14 protein-coding genes are annotated in these 16780 nt (G+C 69.5%); 8 read left to right on the top strand and 6 right to left on the bottom strand.

Going from position 1 to position 16780, the window contains the following annotated elements; translation table 11 throughout:
* Positions 1–154: 154 nt before the first annotated feature.
* From rsmG to rpmH, 6 genes are all read right to left on the bottom strand, one after another.
* Positions 155–865, bottom strand: coding sequence for a 16S rRNA (guanine(527)-N(7))-methyltransferase RsmG (rsmG, locus tag ACIA79_RS18700; RefSeq protein WP_399429390.1), 711 nt, complete (start codon positions 863–865; stop codon positions 155–157).
* 118 nt (positions 866–983) lie between these two features.
* Positions 984–1496 (bottom strand): protein jag, encoded by a 513-nt coding sequence (locus ACIA79_RS18695; RefSeq protein ID WP_399429389.1) that lies wholly within the window; start codon positions 1494–1496, stop codon positions 984–986.
* A 14-nt stretch (positions 1497–1510) separates the two neighbouring features.
* Positions 1511–2752, bottom strand: a complete 1242-nt coding sequence (gene yidC / locus ACIA79_RS18690) for a membrane protein insertase YidC (RefSeq protein WP_399429388.1) — start codon at positions 2750–2752, stop codon at positions 1511–1513.
* A 3-nt stretch (positions 2753–2755) separates the two neighbouring features.
* A complete protein-coding gene (gene yidD / locus ACIA79_RS18685) occupies positions 2756–3079 on the bottom strand; it encodes a membrane protein insertion efficiency factor YidD (RefSeq protein ID WP_078887668.1) in 324 nt (107 codons plus the stop codon).
* On the bottom strand, positions 3076–3447 hold the full coding sequence (gene rnpA / locus ACIA79_RS18680; protein ID WP_399429387.1) for a ribonuclease P protein component: 372 nt from the start codon (positions 3445–3447) through the stop codon (positions 3076–3078). Before rnpA ends, yidD begins: the two co-directional genes overlap by 4 nt.
* 18 nt (positions 3448–3465) lie before the next feature.
* Positions 3466–3603, bottom strand: coding sequence for a 50S ribosomal protein L34 (rpmH, locus tag ACIA79_RS18675; protein ID WP_003956500.1), 138 nt, complete (start codon positions 3601–3603; stop codon positions 3466–3468).
* Between the two features lie 360 nt (positions 3604–3963).
* Between rpmH and dnaA the strand changes: the two genes are divergently transcribed.
* The 8 genes from dnaA to ACIA79_RS18635 all read left to right on the top strand — a co-directional run bounded on the left by dnaA (position 3964) and on the right by ACIA79_RS18635 (position 16772).
* Positions 3964–5700 (top strand): chromosomal replication initiator protein DnaA, encoded by a 1737-nt coding sequence (dnaA, locus tag ACIA79_RS18670; RefSeq protein WP_399429386.1) that lies wholly within the window; start codon positions 3964–3966, stop codon positions 5698–5700.
* Between the two features lie 985 nt (positions 5701–6685).
* Positions 6686–7816, top strand: a complete 1131-nt coding sequence (gene dnaN, locus ACIA79_RS18665) for a DNA polymerase III subunit beta (protein ID WP_031071944.1) — start codon at positions 6686–6688, stop codon at positions 7814–7816.
* A 148-nt stretch (positions 7817–7964) separates the two neighbouring features.
* The gene (gnd, locus tag ACIA79_RS18660; RefSeq protein WP_399429385.1) at positions 7965–8843 is read left to right on the top strand and encodes a phosphogluconate dehydrogenase (NAD(+)-dependent, decarboxylating); all 879 of its coding nucleotides are present in this window, start codon (positions 7965–7967) and stop codon (positions 8841–8843) included.
* Between the two features lie 58 nt (positions 8844–8901).
* Positions 8902–10023, top strand: coding sequence for a DNA replication/repair protein RecF (gene recF / locus ACIA79_RS18655; RefSeq protein WP_399429384.1), 1122 nt, complete (start codon positions 8902–8904; stop codon positions 10021–10023).
* A gap of 95 nt (positions 10024–10118) precedes the next feature.
* Positions 10119–10655 (top strand): DUF721 domain-containing protein, encoded by a 537-nt coding sequence (locus ACIA79_RS18650; protein ID WP_399429426.1) that lies wholly within the window; start codon positions 10119–10121, stop codon positions 10653–10655.
* 751 nt (positions 10656–11406) lie between these two features.
* Entirely contained in the window at positions 11407–13470 is a 2064-nt protein-coding gene (gyrB, locus tag ACIA79_RS18645) for a DNA topoisomerase (ATP-hydrolyzing) subunit B (RefSeq protein WP_399429383.1), read from the top strand.
* A gap of 41 nt (positions 13471–13511) precedes the next feature.
* On the top strand, positions 13512–16163 hold the full coding sequence (gyrA, locus tag ACIA79_RS18640) for a DNA gyrase subunit A (protein WP_399429382.1): 2652 nt from the start codon (positions 13512–13514) through the stop codon (positions 16161–16163).
* Positions 16164–16166: 3 nt separating this feature from the next.
* Positions 16167–16772: a DUF3566 domain-containing protein gene (locus ACIA79_RS18635; protein ID WP_399429381.1), complete on the top strand. Its 606-nt coding sequence runs from the start codon at positions 16167–16169 to the stop codon at positions 16770–16772.
* The last annotated feature ends 8 nt before the right edge of the window (positions 16773–16780 follow it).

Raw genomic sequence — 16780 nt, 5'->3', positions numbered from 1 at the left:
CGGTGCCCTGCATCGCAAGGCGGAGGAGGGAGTGCCGACGCGGTGGGGGCACCTCCCGTGCCCGAAGGGCAACGGGGGCCGTCGGCGACCGACGACAACGCAGCGAGGTGCGGCACCGAACGCCGCGAGCCCGGCGTGATCGGCAAGACACCCCCTAGCGACGGCGTCGAGACGTCCGGGCCGCCTTGGCGCGCTTGGCTGCGAACCGGATGCCACCGGGGCTCTCGCCCACTTCCACCCGCACGACGGTCGACATCGGATCCACGATGCCCTCGCCGACGTGCAGCACGGAGGTCTGCACGACACCCAGCTTGCTCAGCGCGGCCCGAGCGCCTTCGAGCTCCTCCTCGGCCGTATCGCCCTTGAGCGCCAGCATCTCTCCGTACGGACGCAGCAGCGGTACGCCCCAGCCGGCGAGCCGGTCCAGCGGCGCCACCGCGCGGGCCGTCACCACATGCACCGGAGGCAGCTTGCCCAGCATCTCCTCCGCGCGACCGCGGACGACCGTCACATGGTCCAGACCCAGCAGCTCGACGACTTCCTGCAGGAAGTTCGTACGGCGCAGGAGGGGCTCGAGGAGGGTGATCTTCAGGTCGGGACGGACCAGCGCCAGCGGGATTCCGGGCAGCCCCGCCCCGGAGCCCACATCGCATACCGTGACGCCCTCGGGCACGACCTCCGAGAGCACCGCGCAGTTCAGCAGGTGCCGCTCCCACAGTCGGGGCACCTCACGGGGGCCGATCAGACCGCGCTTGACCCCCGCGTCCGCAAGGAGCTCCGCGTACCGGACCGCCTCCGGGAAGAACTCACCGAATACCGTCCGCGCTTCTTGAGGCGCATGGGGAAGCTCTTCTGCCTCCGTCACGGGAACCGTCCTTCCGTACCGCATTACCGCACCAGGGTTCCGAGACCGAAGTGCTGACTTACAGGCTGACAAAGATCGGCCCCGCCTGCGAACAGACGGGGCCGACATGAAGAGGGGCTCAGGCAGGGAGCACGACGACGAAGCGCTGCGGCTCCTCGCCCTCGGACTCGCTGCGCAGACCGGCGGCGGCCACCGCGTCGTGCACGACCTTCCGCTCGAAAGGCGTCATCGGCTTCAGCTTGACCGGCTCACCCGAGGTCTTGACCTCATCCGCGGCCTGGGCGCCCAGCTCGGCGAGCTCGGTGCGCTTCTTCGCCCGGAAACCGGCGATGTCCAGCATCAGCCGGCTGCGGTCCCCGGTCTCCCGGTGCACGGCGAGGCGGGTCAGCTCCTGAAGGGCCTCCAGCACCTCACCGTCGCGCCCCACGAGCTTCTGCAGATCGCGGCTGCCCGTGTCGCTGATGATCGAGACTGCGGCGCGGTCCGCCTCGACGTCCATGTCGATGTCGCCGTCAAGGTCGGCGATGTCGAGCAGACCCTCGAGGTAGTCGGCCGCGATCTCGCCTTCCTGCTCCAGGCGGGTCAGGGTGTCGCCACCCTCGGCGGCGGCGGAGGTGGTGCCTTCCGTCACGGATGGACTCCTTCTTACTTCTTGGACGACGGGTGCTTGGGCCGCTGCTGGCCCTTGCGCTGTCCGGACTTGGCTTGGCGTGCGGAACCGGAGGCGGTCTTACCCGCCTGCTTGGGCTGGGCGTCCTGCGGCTCGTCGGCCTGCTTCTCCAGCGACGGCTTGGCGGCACCCTGCTGGGCACCGGTGGCCTGACGCTTGGACTTGGGCTGGCGCTTGGGCTGCTGGCGGCGGGCCGCGGCCGCGTTCTCGGCCTCGGCCACGGCCGGGTCGACCTTGGTCACGGTGCCGTCGGCCTGGGCGGAGAAACCGGCCTTGGCGAGGGCACCGATGAAGCGCCGCTCGTTCTCGTTGCGGTCCGGCCCCTTGGCGACGATCGTCTGGACGACGGCGCGGCGGCGACGGCCACGGACCTCACCGTGCGAGGAGACGCTCTTCAGCAGGCGCTGCAGGTACTGGTCCTGGGCCTTGCTGCCCGGAGTGGGGTTCTGGTTGATCACGTACATCTGCTGGCCCATGGTCCACACGTTGGTGGTCAGCCAGTAGACGAGGACACCGACCGGGAAGTTGATGCCCATCACGGCGAAGATCACCGGGAAGATGTACATGAGCATCTTCTGCTGCTGCATGTACGGCGTCTTCACCGTCAGGTCGACGTTCTTCTGCATCAGCTGGCGCTGCGTGAAGAACTGCGACAGCGACATCATGATGATCATGATCGCCGTGACGATGCGGACGTCCAGCAGCGTGGCGTTGAGGGCCTCGACCTTGCCCGGGTCGTCCATGAACTTCGCGGCGATCGGAGCACCGAAGATCTTGGCCTCACGAGCGCTGTCCACCAGTCGCTGGTTGAGGACGCCGATCTCGTCACCAGAGGCGATCTTGCTCAGCACGTGGTACAGAGCGAAGAAGAACGGCGACTGCGCCAGGATGGGAAGGCACGAGGAGAGCGGGTTGGTACCCGTCTCCTTGTACAGCTTCATCATCTCTTCGGACTGACGCTGCTTGTCGTTCTTGTAGCGCTCCTGGATCGCCTTCATCTTCGGCTGGAGCGCCTGCATGCCGCGGGTCGACTTGATCTGCTTGACGAACAGCGGGATCAGGCAGATCCGGATGACCACCACAAGGGACACGATGGACAGACCCCAGGCCCAGCCGGTGTCCGGGCCGAAGATCGCCCCGTACAGCTTGTGGAACTGGACGATGATCCACGAAACAGGTGTGGTGATGAAGGCGAACAGACTGGCAATCGTGTCCACTAATCAGGCTCCTTGAGCATTGGGCGAGGTCTCTGCGGCCGGGCTCGTCTCGGCTGAGTGCCCGCCCTTGCCGCGCAGGGCGCCGCGCAGCAGTTCGTGCCAACGAGGGCGCTTGCGTGGAGGGACATGGTCCACACCGCCCGGCGACCACGGGTTGCACCGCAGGATCCGCCAGGCGGTCAGGGCCGTGCCCTTCACCGCGCCATGCCGGTCGATGGCCGTATATCCATAGTGGGAACACGACGGGTAGTACCGGCACACGGGGCCGAGCAGCGGACTGATCGTCCACTGGTAGAGCTTGATCAGAGCCAGCAGCGGGTACTTCATCGCGCGCCCCCTCCCAGCAACCGCTGAAGGGCGGCGTCCAGGTCTCGGGCCAGCTGTGCATGGTCGGCGTCGCCCGCTCCGGGCAGCGCCCGTACTACCACCAGGCTACCGGGGGGCAGCACGGGCAGCCGGTCGCGCACCAGGTGGCGCAGTCGGCGCTTCACCTGGTTACGGACGACCGCTCCGCCCACGGCCTTGCTGACGACGAAACCCGCACGTGTCGGGGGAGCGCTCTCCCCTGACGCGTGCGGGTCCGTTGCACCGCTTCTTAGGTGGACGACGAGGAGCGGGCGGCCGGCCCGGCGTCCTCGGCGTACCGCGGTCGCGAAGTCCTCGCGCCGCCTCAGCCGATTCTCGGTAGGCAGCACGTCATGACCTGTTGGCGATCAGGCGGACAGGCGGGCGCGACCCTTGCTGCGGCGGGACGCGAGGATCGCGCGGCCGGCACGGGTACGCATGCGCAGACGGAAACCGTGGGTCTTCGCACGACGACGGTTGTTCGGCTGGAAGGTGCGCTTGCTCACTCGGGGGCTCCAGAAATGATTCGGGTGGTGGCGGGACATCGCCTGGCTGTCACCGTGCGCCCACGAGTAGCTCGCAATACGCCCGAGTGCACCGCTTTCACGACCACTGATCGTGATCTTTGCCCATCGGAGGCAGGCGGCAGCAGCCATCGACAACTCGACCTGGTTACGGTACGCGCGGCTACGCCATCCGGTCAAACCAGCACCACGCCGGGGCCCACTATGCACAGGCTGTGGACAACAACTTGAACCTCGCGAGCCGCCACGACTACCGTGGCTGAACTCGGATTCCTTTCCTGCCTGTCTTCCCATCCCGTCCCGAGAACCACACATTCGTGGGACCTGTGAGAGAGCGTGCCTGTGGCTGACGTACCTGCTGATCTTGCCGCAGTGTGGCCACGAGTGCTGGAACAGCTCCTCGGTGAAGGCCAGCAGAGCATCGAGCCGAAGGACAAACAGTGGGTCGAGCGCTGCCAGCCGCTCGCACTGGTGGCCGACACGGCTCTCCTCGCCGTACCCAACGAGTGGGGCAAGCGCGTCCTGGAGGGCCGGCTCGCCCCGCTGATCAGTGACACGCTCAGCCGCGAGTGCGGGCGCCCCATCCGGATCGCGATCACCGTCGACGACTCGGCGGGCGAACCGCCCGCCCCGCCGGCGCCGCCCGCGCGCGAGCAGCCGCGCTACGACGACTACGGCCACCGGCCGCTGCCCGACGACGGTCTGCCGACCGCGCGCCCGGCCTACCCCGAGTACCAGCAGCACCGCCCGGAGCCGGGCGCCTGGCCGCGCACCCAGGAGGACCTCTCCTGGCAGCAGCCGCGCCTCGGCGGGTTCCAGGAACGCGACCCCTACGCGACGGCCCGCCCCCAGCAGCCGCACCACGACTACCGGGGCCCCCAGGCGCCGGACCACACCCGGCACGGGTCGCCGTCGCCCTTCGAGCAGCAGCGCGGCGCCGAGCGGCGCGATCTCCCGGAGCCGCAGTCGCCCGGGACGGGTGCCGCGGGCGGCGGTCAGGGAGCGGGCGCCGGAGGCGCGGCCGGGGCGGGGCGCCCCGGCGAGCAGCACGCCCGGCTGAACCCCAAGTACCTCTTCGACACCTTCGTCATCGGGTCGTCGAACCGGTTCGCGCACGCGGCCGCCGTCGCGGTGGCGGAGGCGCCGGCCAAGGCGTACAACCCGCTGTTCATCTACGGGGAGTCCGGACTCGGCAAGACCCACCTGCTGCACGCGATCGGGCACTACGCGCGCAGCCTCTACCCCGGCACGCGCGTGCGGTACGTGAGCTCCGAGGAGTTCACCAACGAGTTCATCAACTCGATCCGCGACGGGAAGGGCGACACCTTCCGCAAGCGCTACCGGGACGTGGACATCCTGCTCGTCGACGACATCCAGTTCCTCGCGAGCAAGGAGTCGACGCAGGAGGAGTTCTTCCACACCTTCAACACCCTCCACAACGCCAACAAGCAGATCGTGCTCTCCTCCGACCGGCCGCCGAAGCAGCTGATGACGCTGGAGGACCGGCTGCGCAACCGCTTCGAGTGGGGTCTGACCACCGACGTACAGCCGCCGGAGCTGGAGACGCGGATCGCGATCCTCCGCAAGAAGGCGGTGCAGGAGCAGCTCAACGCCCCGCCGGAGGTACTGGAGTTCATCGCCTCCCGCATCTCCCGCAACATCCGGGAGCTGGAGGGCGCGCTGATCCGTGTGACGGCCTTCGCCAGCCTGAACCGGCAGCCGGTCGACCTGGTGCTCACCGAGGGGGTCCTCAAGGACCTCATCCCGGGCGGCGAGGACGCGGCCCCGGAGATCACGGCCGGCGCCATCATGGCGGCGACCGCGGACTACTTCGGTCTGACGGTGGAGGACCTGTGCGGCTCCTCGCGCAGCCGGGTGCTGGTGACGGCCCGGCAGATCGCCATGTACCTGTGCCGGGAGCTCACCGACCTGTCGCTGCCGAAGATCGGCGCCCAGTTCGGCGGGCGTGACCACACGACGGTGATGCACGCGGACCGCAAGATCCGCGCGCTCATGGCCGAGCGCCGCTCGATCTACAACCAGGTCACCGAGCTCACGAACCGCATCAAGAACGGCTGACGCGGCTCTCCGCGAGCCGGCGGGGGCACCAGGGGCGAGACGACGACAAGGGCGCTTCGGGACACGGTCCCGGGGCGCCCTTCGCCGTGCCCGGAGCCCGTCGTGGCGGTCCGGCCGTCCCCGGCGGAACCTCCGCACGGGCCCCGCGCGGACCTCCCTCCGCGCCCTGCGCCGGGCCGTCGACGGCCTGCGGGAGAGCCCCGGCGAAGGTCCTGGGAGGTCCGGCGAGGGTCGGGGAGGTTCCCGGTGGGGCCACGGTGTTCGAATACACAGACCCGTCACGCCGTTCTCCACAGAAGGCGGCGCGATCTTCGGTCCACAGCCTGGGGACCGGGAAGTTGTCCATACGGTGTCCACAGGCGGGCCTGCCGACACCGCGTTCCCCCAGCTCACCGGGTTGTGGAATTGTGGCCGAGCTCGCTCCACAGGCTGTGGACAGAGGTTTCGTCCACAGGCACGGGAGAAAGTTGTCCACCGGCGGCCCACAGGCAGCAGTCCATGGTCCACAGCTTGGCGGCTCTTCTCCACACCGCTGTCCACTGTTCGGCAACGAAACACCCGACCTCACCGCGCCGAGTGAAAGCGGTCACACGAAGATGCCGGATTGGGCTGTGGGGAAGGTGGGTAAAACTGGGGACGGCGCTGGGGAGAAGTCGCCCCCGGCTGTGCATCGACTGTGCAGAACTTCCGCGCGTCCACAGATCCCCCGGGTTGTCCACGGGCTCCGCCCACAGGGGCGGTGGACAAAAAACTGGGCCTGACCTGCGTGGACGACGTTATCCACGGTTTCCACAGGCCCTACTACTACTCCCACTCATAGTTACCGGGGAATTCGCTTCGAAGAGGGGCCTGTGCACAACTCGGCGCCGGAGCCTCCGGTGCCGCTCGTCGCGACTTGACCCCGAGCCGCACCGAGTGCCGGTGGCGTGCGTCAGACTGGTTCCCGCAGTCGACGAAGAGCCAGCAACAGCAGGAGGCGGTTCCGGTGAAGATCCGGGTGGAGCGCGATGTACTCGCGGAGGCGGTGGCCTGGGTGGCCCGCAGCCTCCCGGCCCGTCCGCCGGCGCCCGTACTCGCGGGCCTTCTTCTGAAGGCCGAGAACGGTGCGCTCAGCTTCTCCAGCTTCGACTACGAGGTCTCCGCGCGGGTCTCGGTCGAGGCCGAGGTGGAGGAGGACGGCACCGTCCTGGTCTCCGGCCGCCTGCTCGCCGACATCTGCCGCGCCCTCCCCAACCGCCCGGTGGAGATTTCCACAGACGGTGTACGGGCGACCGTGGTCTGCGGCTCCTCCCGCTTCACGCTGCACACCCTCCCTGTGGAGGAGTACCCGGCGCTGCCGGAGATGCCGTCCGCGACCGGCACCGTCCCCGGTGAGGTGTTCGCCTCCGCCGCCGCCCAGGTCGCCATCGCCGCGGGCCGCGACGACACGCTGCCGGTCCTCACCGGCGTGCGGATCGAGATCGAGGGCGACACGGTGACGCTCGCGTCCACCGACCGCTACCGCTTCGCCGTCCGGGAATTCCTGTGGAAGCCCGAGTCCCCGGACGCCTCGGCGGTGGCCCTGGTGCCCGCCAAGACGCTGCTGGACACCGCCAAGTCGCTGACCAGCGGTGACACCGTCACGCTGGCGCTCTCGGGCTCCGGCAAGGGCGAGGGCCTGATCGGCTTCGAGGGCGCGGGCCGCCGCACCACCACCCGGCTCCTCGAGGGTGACCTGCCGAAGTACCGCACGCTCTTCCCGACGGAGTTCAACTCGGTCGCGGTGATCGAGACGGCGCCGTTCGTCGAGGCCGTCAAGCGTGTGGCGCTGGTGGCCGAGCGGAACACGCCCGTGCGGCTCACCTTCGAGCAGGGCGTCCTCATCCTTGAGGCCGGTTCGAGCGACGACGCACAGGCTGTGGAAAGGGTCGACGCCCAGCTGGAGGGCGACGACATCTCGATCGCCTTCAACCCGACCTTCCTGCTGGACGGTCTGAGCGCGATCGACTCCCCGGTCGCCCAGCTCTCCTTCACCACCTCCACCAAGCCCGCGCTGCTGAGCGGCAAGCCGGCGCTCGACGCGGAGGCGGACGAGGCGTACAAGTACCTGATCATGCCGGTGCGGCTGAGCGGCTGACGCTCTCCGTCAGGACCGGCGCGGTCCCCCGCGGGCGCCGCTCGGCCGAGCGGCCGAGTGAGCGCCCGACCCCACAGGTGTGCAGCGAGGTCCGGGCGTAGTCTCGGACGCGGGTACGAACTCGCACACAACGATTGAGGAAAATCTGATGGAGCTCGGTCTCGTCGGTCTCGGCAAGATGGGCGGCAACATGCGCGAGCGCATCCGCCGCGCCGGCCACACCGTCATCGGGTACGACCGCAACCCGGACCTCGCCGATGTCCACAGCCTCGAAGAGCTGGTGAGCAAGCTCAAGGGCCCGCGCGTCGTGTGGGTCATGGTGCCCGCCGGTGCCGCCACCCAGTCCACGATCGACCAGCTCGCCGAGCTGCTCTCGCCCGGCGACGTCGTCGTCGACGGCGGCAACTCGCGCTGGACGGACGACGAGAAGCACGCCGAGGAACTGGGCCGCAAGGGCATCGGCTTCGTCGACTGCGGCGTGTCCGGCGGCGTCTGGGGCCTGGAGAACGGCTACGCGCTCATGTACGGCGGCGACGCCGAGAACGTGGCCAAGGTCCAGCCGATCTTCGACGCGCTCAAGCCGGAGGGCGAGTTCGGTTCGGTCCACGCGGGCAAGGTCGGCGCCGGCCACTTCGCGAAGATGGTCCACAACGGCATCGAGTACGCGATGATGCAGGCCTACGCCGAGGGCTGGGAGCTGCTGGAGGCCGTCGACTCCGTCACGGACGTCCGCGAGGTCTTCCGCTCCTGGCAGCAGGGCACCGTCATCCGCTCCTGGCTGCTCGACCTGGCCGTCAACGCGCTGGACGAGGACGAGCACCTGGAGAAGCTGCGCGGGTACGCCCAGGACTCCGGCGAGGGCCGGTGGACGGTCGAGGCCGCCATCGACAACGCGGTGCCGCTGCCGGCGATCACCGCGTCGCTGTTCGCGCGGTTCGCGTCCCGGCAGGACGACTCACCGCAGATGAAGATGATCGCCGCGCTGCGCAACCAGTTCGGTGGCCACGCGGTCGAGGCGAAGAAGTAGTTCCACAGGCTGTGCATCCCGCGGTGCACGGCATGCCGGGGGAAGGTCGGCGCACATCATGCACGTCACGCATCTGTCGCTGGCCGACTTCCGCTCGTACGCCCGGGTCGAGGTCCCTCTCGATCCGGGCGTCAGTGTCTTCGTCGGCGCGAACGGCCAGGGCAAGACCAACCTCGTCGAGGCGGTCGGCTACCTGGCGACGCTCGGCAGCCACCGGGTCTCGTCCGACGCGCCGCTGGTACGGATGGGCGCCGAGCGCGCCGTCATCCGCGCGGCCGTACGACAGGGCGAGCGGTCCCAGCTGGTGGAGCTGGAGCTCAACCCGGGGCGGGCGAACCGGGCGCGCATCAACCGGTCCTCGCAGGTCAGACCCCGCGATGTGCTGGGGATCGTACGGACGGTGCTGTTCGCGCCCGAGGACCTGGCACTGGTCAAGGGCGACCCTGGGGAGCGGCGGCGCTTCCTCGACGAGCTGATCACCGCGCGGTCGCCGCGGATGGCGGGCGTGCGCTCGGACTACGAGCGGGTCCTCAAGCAGCGCAACACGCTGCTGAAGTCGGCGGCCATGGCGCGGCGGCACGGCGGGCGCTCCATGGACCTGTCCACGCTCGACGTCTGGGACCAGCACCTGGCGCGCACCGGGGCGGAGCTGCTGGCGCAGCGGCTGGACCTCGTCGCGACGCTGCAGCCGCTGGCGGACAAGGCGTACGAGCAGCTGGCCCCGGGCGGCGGCCCGGTCGCCCTCGACTACCGGGGGCCGGTCGCGTCCGGTGTGCACGGCCGGGAGGCTCTCTACGAGGGCCTGCTGGGGGCACTCGCCGAGGTCCGCAAACAGGAGATCGAGCGGGGCGTCACGCTGGTGGGGCCCCACCGCGACGATCTGGTGCTCAAGCTGGGCGAGCTCCCCGCGAAGGGGTACGCCAGCCACGGCGAGTCCTGGTCGTACGCGCTGGCGCTGCGGCTGGCCTCGTACGACCTGCTGCGCGCCGAGGGCAACGAGCCGGTGCTCGTCCTCGACGACGTCTTCGCGGAGCTGGACGCGCGACGGCGGGAACGGCTGGCGGAACTGGTGGCTCCGGGTGAGCAGGTGCTGGTGACGGCGGCGGTCGACGACGACGTGCCGGGCGTGCTGGCCGGGGCGCGGTATGCCGTGGCGGAGGGAACGGTGGAGCGGTTGTGACGAGCGAGTGGATGCCGGACCCGTCGGTGCCGTCGGTGCCGTCGGCTTCGTGGGGCCAGCCGGGTGCGGCAGTGCAGCCGCTGTCCTCGGTGCCGATGCCGTCCGTACCGGGGCCGTCGGTTCCGGAGCCGTCGGGCGTCGACCTGGCGCGGGTCGCGCTGCGCGCGGCGAAGGAGCAGGCGAAGGCGCGCGGCGCCGCCGCGCAGCAGAAGAAGCAGGCCCGGCGGGGCGGGGGGCTGCGCTCCGGCGCCCGGGCCGACGGGCGGGACCCGCTGCCGCTGGGCGCCGCGATCAACCGGCTGATCACCGAGCGCGGCTGGGAGACGCCCGCGGCGGTGGGCGGCGTGATGGGCCGCTGGCCGCAGATCGTCGGCGAGGACCTGGCCAAGCACTGCGTGCCCCTGCGGTACGACGAGGACCCCGAGGAGCGGGTGCTCACCGTGCAGTGCGACTCCACGGCGTGGGCGACGCAGCTGCGGCTGCTGGCGCCGCGGCTGGTGGCGCGGCTGAACGAGGACCTGGGTCACGGAACCGTACGGATGATCAAGGTGCTGGGCCCGGGAGGCCCGCGACGCGGTTACGGCCCTCTGCGTGCCCCGGGGAGCACGGGCCCGGGCGACACCTACGGCTGATCCGGGGCGCGGCCCGGCCGCCCGACGCGCGCGCACCGGCCCGGGCCGCCCGGCCCGCGTCAGGAGACCAGTCCCGTCCCCGCCGGCTGCGGCCACGGGCCGACGGCAAGGAGCCTCGACCCGGCCACCCGTCCCCTGGCCCCTGGCGCGCACGGCCCCGGGCCTGCCCTGGACCCCGCCGTACGCCCCCCGGCACGCAGCCTCGACGTGGAAGCGAGCCCCCCCGCCTGCGCCCGCCGGCATCCGGCCTCGCCAGGCACTCTGCCGCCCCTCCCGTGAACGCCGGATCGGCTCCCGCCGCCCCGTCGCGGGGGCCCGCGGCGGCCGCGCCCCCGCGCCGCTGCGCACGAAAACGGGCCGTCGCCCCCCGGTGCGTCTCCGGCGCCCCCGCACCGGCACCGCGGACATGCCCGCCCACCAGCAGTGCTTCCTCGGCGGCGCCCCGGAAGGCGCGGTGCGCGGGGTGCCTGGGGGTCCCGCGGAGTGGCGCGGGAGAGAGGGGGTGAGTGAGGTGGCCGTCACCGTTGCTGGAGGTTGACAGGTCGAAGCGCTGAGTGGCGGCGTGAGCCTCTTGGAGCCCCTTCCCGGATATGGGGAGTCGGCGGGCGCCGGTTCAGGGCGGCACATGCGGACTCAGGTACCGGCAAACCCCCATGAGTGTCAGCGTCACCGGTACACTGGTAGGTAATCCCGCCCACTGCGGAACATGTCGAACGACGCAGCCGCTCCCGTATGCCCGGAGAGACGGCTTGTGCTGTGCCAGAAAGGGCGCTTCGTGGCCGATTCCGGCAACCCCAACGAGAACATTCCGTCCACTGCTGCCGGCGAGTCGACCTCGTCGTACGACGCCAGCGCGATCACCGTCCTCGAGGGTCTGGACGCGGTCCGCAAGCGGCCCGGCATGTACATCGGGTCGACCGGCGAGCGTGGACTTCACCACCTGGTGTACGAGGTCGTCGACAACTCCGTCGACGAGGCCCTGGCCGGGCACGCGGACACCATCGACGTCACCATCCTCGCGGACGGTGGCGTCAAGGTCGTGGACAACGGTCGCGGTATCCCCGTCGACATCCACCCCGTCGAGAAGAAGCCCGCCGTCGAGGTCGTCCTGACCGTGCTGCACGCGGGCGGCAAGTTCGGCGGCGGCGGCTACGCCGTCTCCGGCGGTCTGCACGGCGTGGGTGTGTCCGTCGTGAACGCCCTGTCCAGCAGGGTCTCGGTGGAGATCAAGCGCGACGGGTACCGCTGGACCCAGGACTACAAGCTGGGCGTCCCCACCGCCCCGCTCGCCCAGCACGAGGCGGTCGAGGACTCCGGTACGTCGGTGACCTTCTGGGCCGACGCGGACATCTTCGAGACGACCGAGTACTCCTTCGAGACCCTCTCGCGCCGCTTCCAGGAGATGGCGTTCCTCAACAAGGGCCTGCGGATCTCCCTGACCGACGAGCGGGAGTCGGCCAAGGCGACCATGAACGCCGACGACCCCGACGCCGCGGAGACGGCCGAGGAGGCGCCGGCCCGGACGGTCTCGTACTACTACGAAGGCGGCATCGTCGACTTCGTCAAGTACCTCAACTCGCGCAAGGGCGAGCTCATCCACCCCACGGTCATCTCGGTCGAGGCCGAGGACAAGGACCGGATGCTCTCGGTCGAGATCGCGATGCAGTGGAACTCGCAGTACACCGAGGGCGTGTACTCCTTCGCGAACACGATCCACACCCACGAGGGCGGTACGCACGAGGAGGGCTTCCGCGCCGCGCTGACCGGTCTGGTCAACCGCTACGCGCGCGACAAGAAGCTGCTGCGCGAGAAGGACGACAACCTCACGGGTGAGGACATCCGCGAGGGCCTCACGGCGATCATCTCGGTCAAGCTGGGCGAGCCCCAGTTCGAGGGCCAGACCAAGACCAAGCTGGGCAACACGGAGGCGAAGACCTTCGTGCAGAAGGTCGCCCACGAGCACCTGTCGGACTGGCTCGACCGCAACCCCAACGAGGCCGCCGACATCGTCCGCAAGGCGATCCAGGCCGCCACCGCGCGCGTGGCCGCCCGCAAGGCGCGTGACCTGACCCGGCGCAAGGGCCTGCTGGAGAGCGCGTCCCTGCCCGGCAAGCTGAGCGACTGCCAGTCGAACGACCCGTCCAAGTGCGAGATCTTCATCGTCGAGGGTGACTCCGCCGGCGGCTCCGCGAAGTCCGGCCGCAACCCGATGTACCAGGCCATCCTGCCGATCCGCGGCAAGATCCTGAACGTCGAGAAGGCCCGGATCGACAAGATCCTGCAGAACACCGAGGTCCAGGCGCTGATCTCCGCCTTCGGCACCGGTGTGCACGAGGACTTCGACATCGAGAAGCTCCGCTACCACAAGATCATTCTCATGGCGGACGCCGACGTCGACGGCCAGCACATCAACACCCTGCTCCTCACCTTCCTGTTCCGCTTCATGCGGCCGCTGGTCGAGGCCGGGCACGTGTACCTGTCGCGCCCGCCGCTGTACAAGATCAAGTGGGGCCGGGACGACTTCGAGTACGCGTACTCGGACCGTGAGCGCGACGCGCTCGTCGAGCTCGGCAAGCAGAACGGCAAGCGCATCCGCGAGGACTCGATCCAGCGCTTCAAGGGTCTGGGCGAGATGAACGCCGAGGAGCTGCGCATCACCACCATGGACCAGGACCACCGGGTGCTCGGCCAGGTCACGCTGGACGACGCGGCCCAGGCCGACGACCTGTTCTCGGTGCTGATGGGTGAGGACGTGGAGGCGCGGCGCTCGTTCATCCAGCGCAACGCCAAGGACGTTCGCTTCCTCGACATCTGAGTCGGTCTCAGCTGACCGTACGAAAGGACTGAAGACCAGCAATGGCCGACGAGAACACCCCTGCCCCCGTGATGCCCGAAGAGGAGCCCGCCGTCCCCGGTGTGGGCCTGCGCGTCGAGCCCGTCGGGCTCGAGACCGAGATGCAGCGCTCGTACCTGGACTACGCGATGTCCGTCATCGTGTCCCGCGCGCTGCCGGACGTACGGGACGGCCTCAAGCCCGTCCACCGCCGCGTGCTGTACGCGATGTACGACGGCGGGTACCGCCCCGAGAAGGGCTTCTACAAGTGCGCCCGCGTCGTCGGTGACGTCATGGGTACGTACCACCCGCACGGTGACTCCTCCATCTACGACGCGCTGGTCCGCCTGGCCCAGCCGTGGTCGATGCGCATGCCGCTGGTGGACTCCAACGGCAACTTCGGTTCCCCGGGCAACGACCCGGCGGCCGCCATGCGGTACACCGAGTGCAAGATGATGCCGCTGTCCATGGAGATGCTCCGGGACATCGACGAGGAGACCGTCGACTTCACGGACAACTACGACGGCCGCAACCAGGAGCCGACGGTCCTGCCGGCGCGTTTCCCGAACCTCCTGGTCAACGGGTCCGCGGGCATCGCGGTCGGCATGGCGACCAACATCCCGCCGCACAACCTCCGCGAGGTCGCGGCCGGTGCGCAGTGGGCCCTGGAGCACCCCGAGGCCAGCCACGAGGAGCTCCTGGACGCGCTGATCGAGCGGATCAAGGGACCGGACTTCCCGTCCGGCGCCCTCGTCGTCGGGCGCAAGGGCATCGAGGAGGCGTACCGCACGGGCCGCGGCTCCATCACCATGCGCGCGGTCGTCGAGGTCGAGGAGATCCAGAACCGCCAGTGCCTGGTGGTCACGGAGCTGCCCTACCAGGTCAACCCGGACAACCTCGCGCAGAAGATCGCCGACCTCGTCAAGGACGGCAAGATCGGCGGCATCGCGGACGTCCGCGACGAGACGTCGTCCCGGACGGGCCAGCGCCTGGTGATCGTCCTCAAGCGGGACGCGGTCGCCAAGGTCGTCCTCAACAACCTCTACAAGCACACCGACCTCCAGACGAACTTCGGCGCCAACATGCTGGCGCTCGTCGACGGTGTGCCGCGCACGCTCTCGCTCGACGCGTTCATCCGCCACTGGGTGACGCACCAGATCGAGGTCATCGTCCGGCGTACGAGGTTCCGCCTGCGCAAGGCGGAGGAGCGCGCCCACATCCTGCGCGGTCTGCTCAAGGCGCTCGACGCCATCGACGAGGTCATCGCGCTGATCCGGCGCAGCGACACCGTCGAGATCGCGCGCGAGGGCCTGATGGGCCTGCTGCAGATCGACGAGATCCAGGCCAACGCCATCCTCGAGATGCAGCTGCGCCGGCTCGCCGCCCTGGAGCGCCAGAAGATCGTCGCCGAGCACGACGAGCTCCAGGCGAAGATCAACGAGTACAACGAGATCCTCGCCTCCGAGGCGCGCCAGCGCCAGATCGTCAGCGAGGAGCTGGCCGCGCTGGTCGAGAAGTTCGGCGACGACCGCCGCTCCAAGCTGGTGCCCTTCGACGGCGACATGTCCATGGAGGACCTGATCGCCGAGGAGGACATCGTCGTCACGATCACGCGTGGCGGCTATGTGAAGCGGACCAAGACGGACGACTACCGCTCCCAGAAGCGCGGCGGCAAGGGCGTGCGCGGCACGAAGCTGAAGGAAGACGACATCGTCGACCACTTCTTCGTCTCCACCACGCACCACTGGCTGCTCTTCTTCACCAACAAGGGCCGCGTCTACCGTGCCAAGGCCTACGAACTGCCGGACGCCGGGCGGGACGCGCGCGGTCAGCACGTGGCCAACCTGCTGGCCTTCCAGCCGGACGAGCAGATCGCCGAGATCCTCGCGATCCGCGACTACGAGGCGGCGCCCTACCTGGTGCTGGCCACGAAGGCCGGTCTGGTGAAAAAGACCTCGCTGAAGGACTACGACTCCCCCCGCTCGGGCGGTGTCATCGCCATCAACCTGCGCGAACGGGAGGACGGCAGTGACGACGAACTGATCGGCGCGGAGCTGGTGTCGGCGGAGGACGACCTGCTGCTGATCTCCAGGAAGGCGCAGTCGATCCGCTTCACCGCGACGGACGACGCCCTGCGGCCGATGGGGCGTGCCACGTCCGGCGTGAAGGGCATGAGCTTCCGCGAGGGCGACGAGCTGCTGTCGATGAACGTGGTGCGGCCGGGTACGTTCGTGTTCACCGCGACGGACGGCGGGTACGCCAAGCGCACCGCCGTCGACGAGTACCGGGTCCAGGGGCGTGGCGGCCTCGGCATCAAGGCTGCGAAGATCGTGGAGGACCGCGGCTCGCTCGTCGGCGCGCTGGTGGTCGAGGAGACCGACGAGATCCTCGCCATCACGCTGTCGGGTGGTGTGATTCGCACGCGGGTCAATGAAGTCAGGGAGACGGGCCGTGACACCATGGGCGTCCAACTGATCAATCTGGGCAAGCGCGATGCCGTCGTCGGTATCGCACGAAACGCCGAGGCCGGTCGCGAGGCCGAAGAGGTCGACGGGGCCGAAGGAACCGAAGACATCGAAGGAACCGAAGCTACCGAAGGTGCCGTCGAAGGCACCGAGGTGACGGCCGAGGCCGCCGGGGGTACGGAGCCGCCGGCCGGGGAGCACGAGGAGTAGAGCGTGAGTGGAGCCACGGGTGCCGGATCGGCCGCTTCCGGAGCGAGCGGTACCCGTGGCCCAGCCACGGACTCCCAGGGGGTTACGGTGACCACGTACGACAAGGGCCCGCTGCCGGGTGAGCGGCCTGCCTCGGCGCAGCAGACGGCACAGCCGTACCAGCCGCCCCAGGCGTATTCCACGCAGGGCGGCGGGGGCACGGTGCGCCGGCCCCGGACGGGTGCGACGACCATGCCGCGCACCCGCAAGGCACGGCTGCGGGTGGCCAAGGCCGACCCGTGGTCGGTGATGAAGGTGAGCTTCCTGCTCTCCATCGCGCTGGGCATCTGCACGGTGGTGGCCGCGGCGGTGCTGTGGATGGTCATGGACGCCATGGGCGTCTTCTCGACCGTCGGCGGCACGATCAGCGAGGCGACGGGCTCCAACGAGAGCAACGGCTTCGACCTGCAGGCGTTCCTGTCCCTGCCGCGGGTGCTGATCTTCACCTCGGTGATCGCGGTCATCGATGTCGTGCTGGCCACGGCGCTGGCGACGCTGGGCGCCTTCATCTACAACCTGTCCGCCGGGTTCGTCGGTGGCGTGGAGCTCACGCTGGCCGAGGACGAGTAGCGGATTTG

It is taken from the genome of Streptomyces sp. NPDC051310, from assembly GCF_044455245.1.
In the GTDB taxonomy this organism is placed as follows: Bacteria; Actinomycetota; Actinomycetes; order Streptomycetales; family Streptomycetaceae; genus Streptomyces.
The sequence above is the reverse complement of the archived record's forward strand: the minus strand, read 5'-3'. Positions and strand labels throughout refer to the sequence as shown.

Coding starts and splice junctions, on each gene's coding strand:
- yidD (WP_078887668.1), bottom strand. CDS start 3,079: ATGAAGTACCCGCTGCTGGCTCTGATCAAGCTCTACCAGTGGACGATC.
- gnd (WP_399429385.1), top strand. CDS start 7,965: ATGGAGCTCGGTCTCGTCGGTCTCGGCAAGATGGGCGGCAACATGCGC.
- recF (WP_399429384.1), top strand. CDS start 8,902: ATGCACGTCACGCATCTGTCGCTGGCCGACTTCCGCTCGTACGCCCGG.
- ACIA79_RS18650 (WP_399429426.1), top strand. CDS start 10,119: ATGCCGTCCGTACCGGGGCCGTCGGTTCCGGAGCCGTCGGGCGTCGAC.
- gyrA (WP_399429382.1), top strand. CDS start 13,512: ATGGCCGACGAGAACACCCCTGCCCCCGTGATGCCCGAAGAGGAGCCC.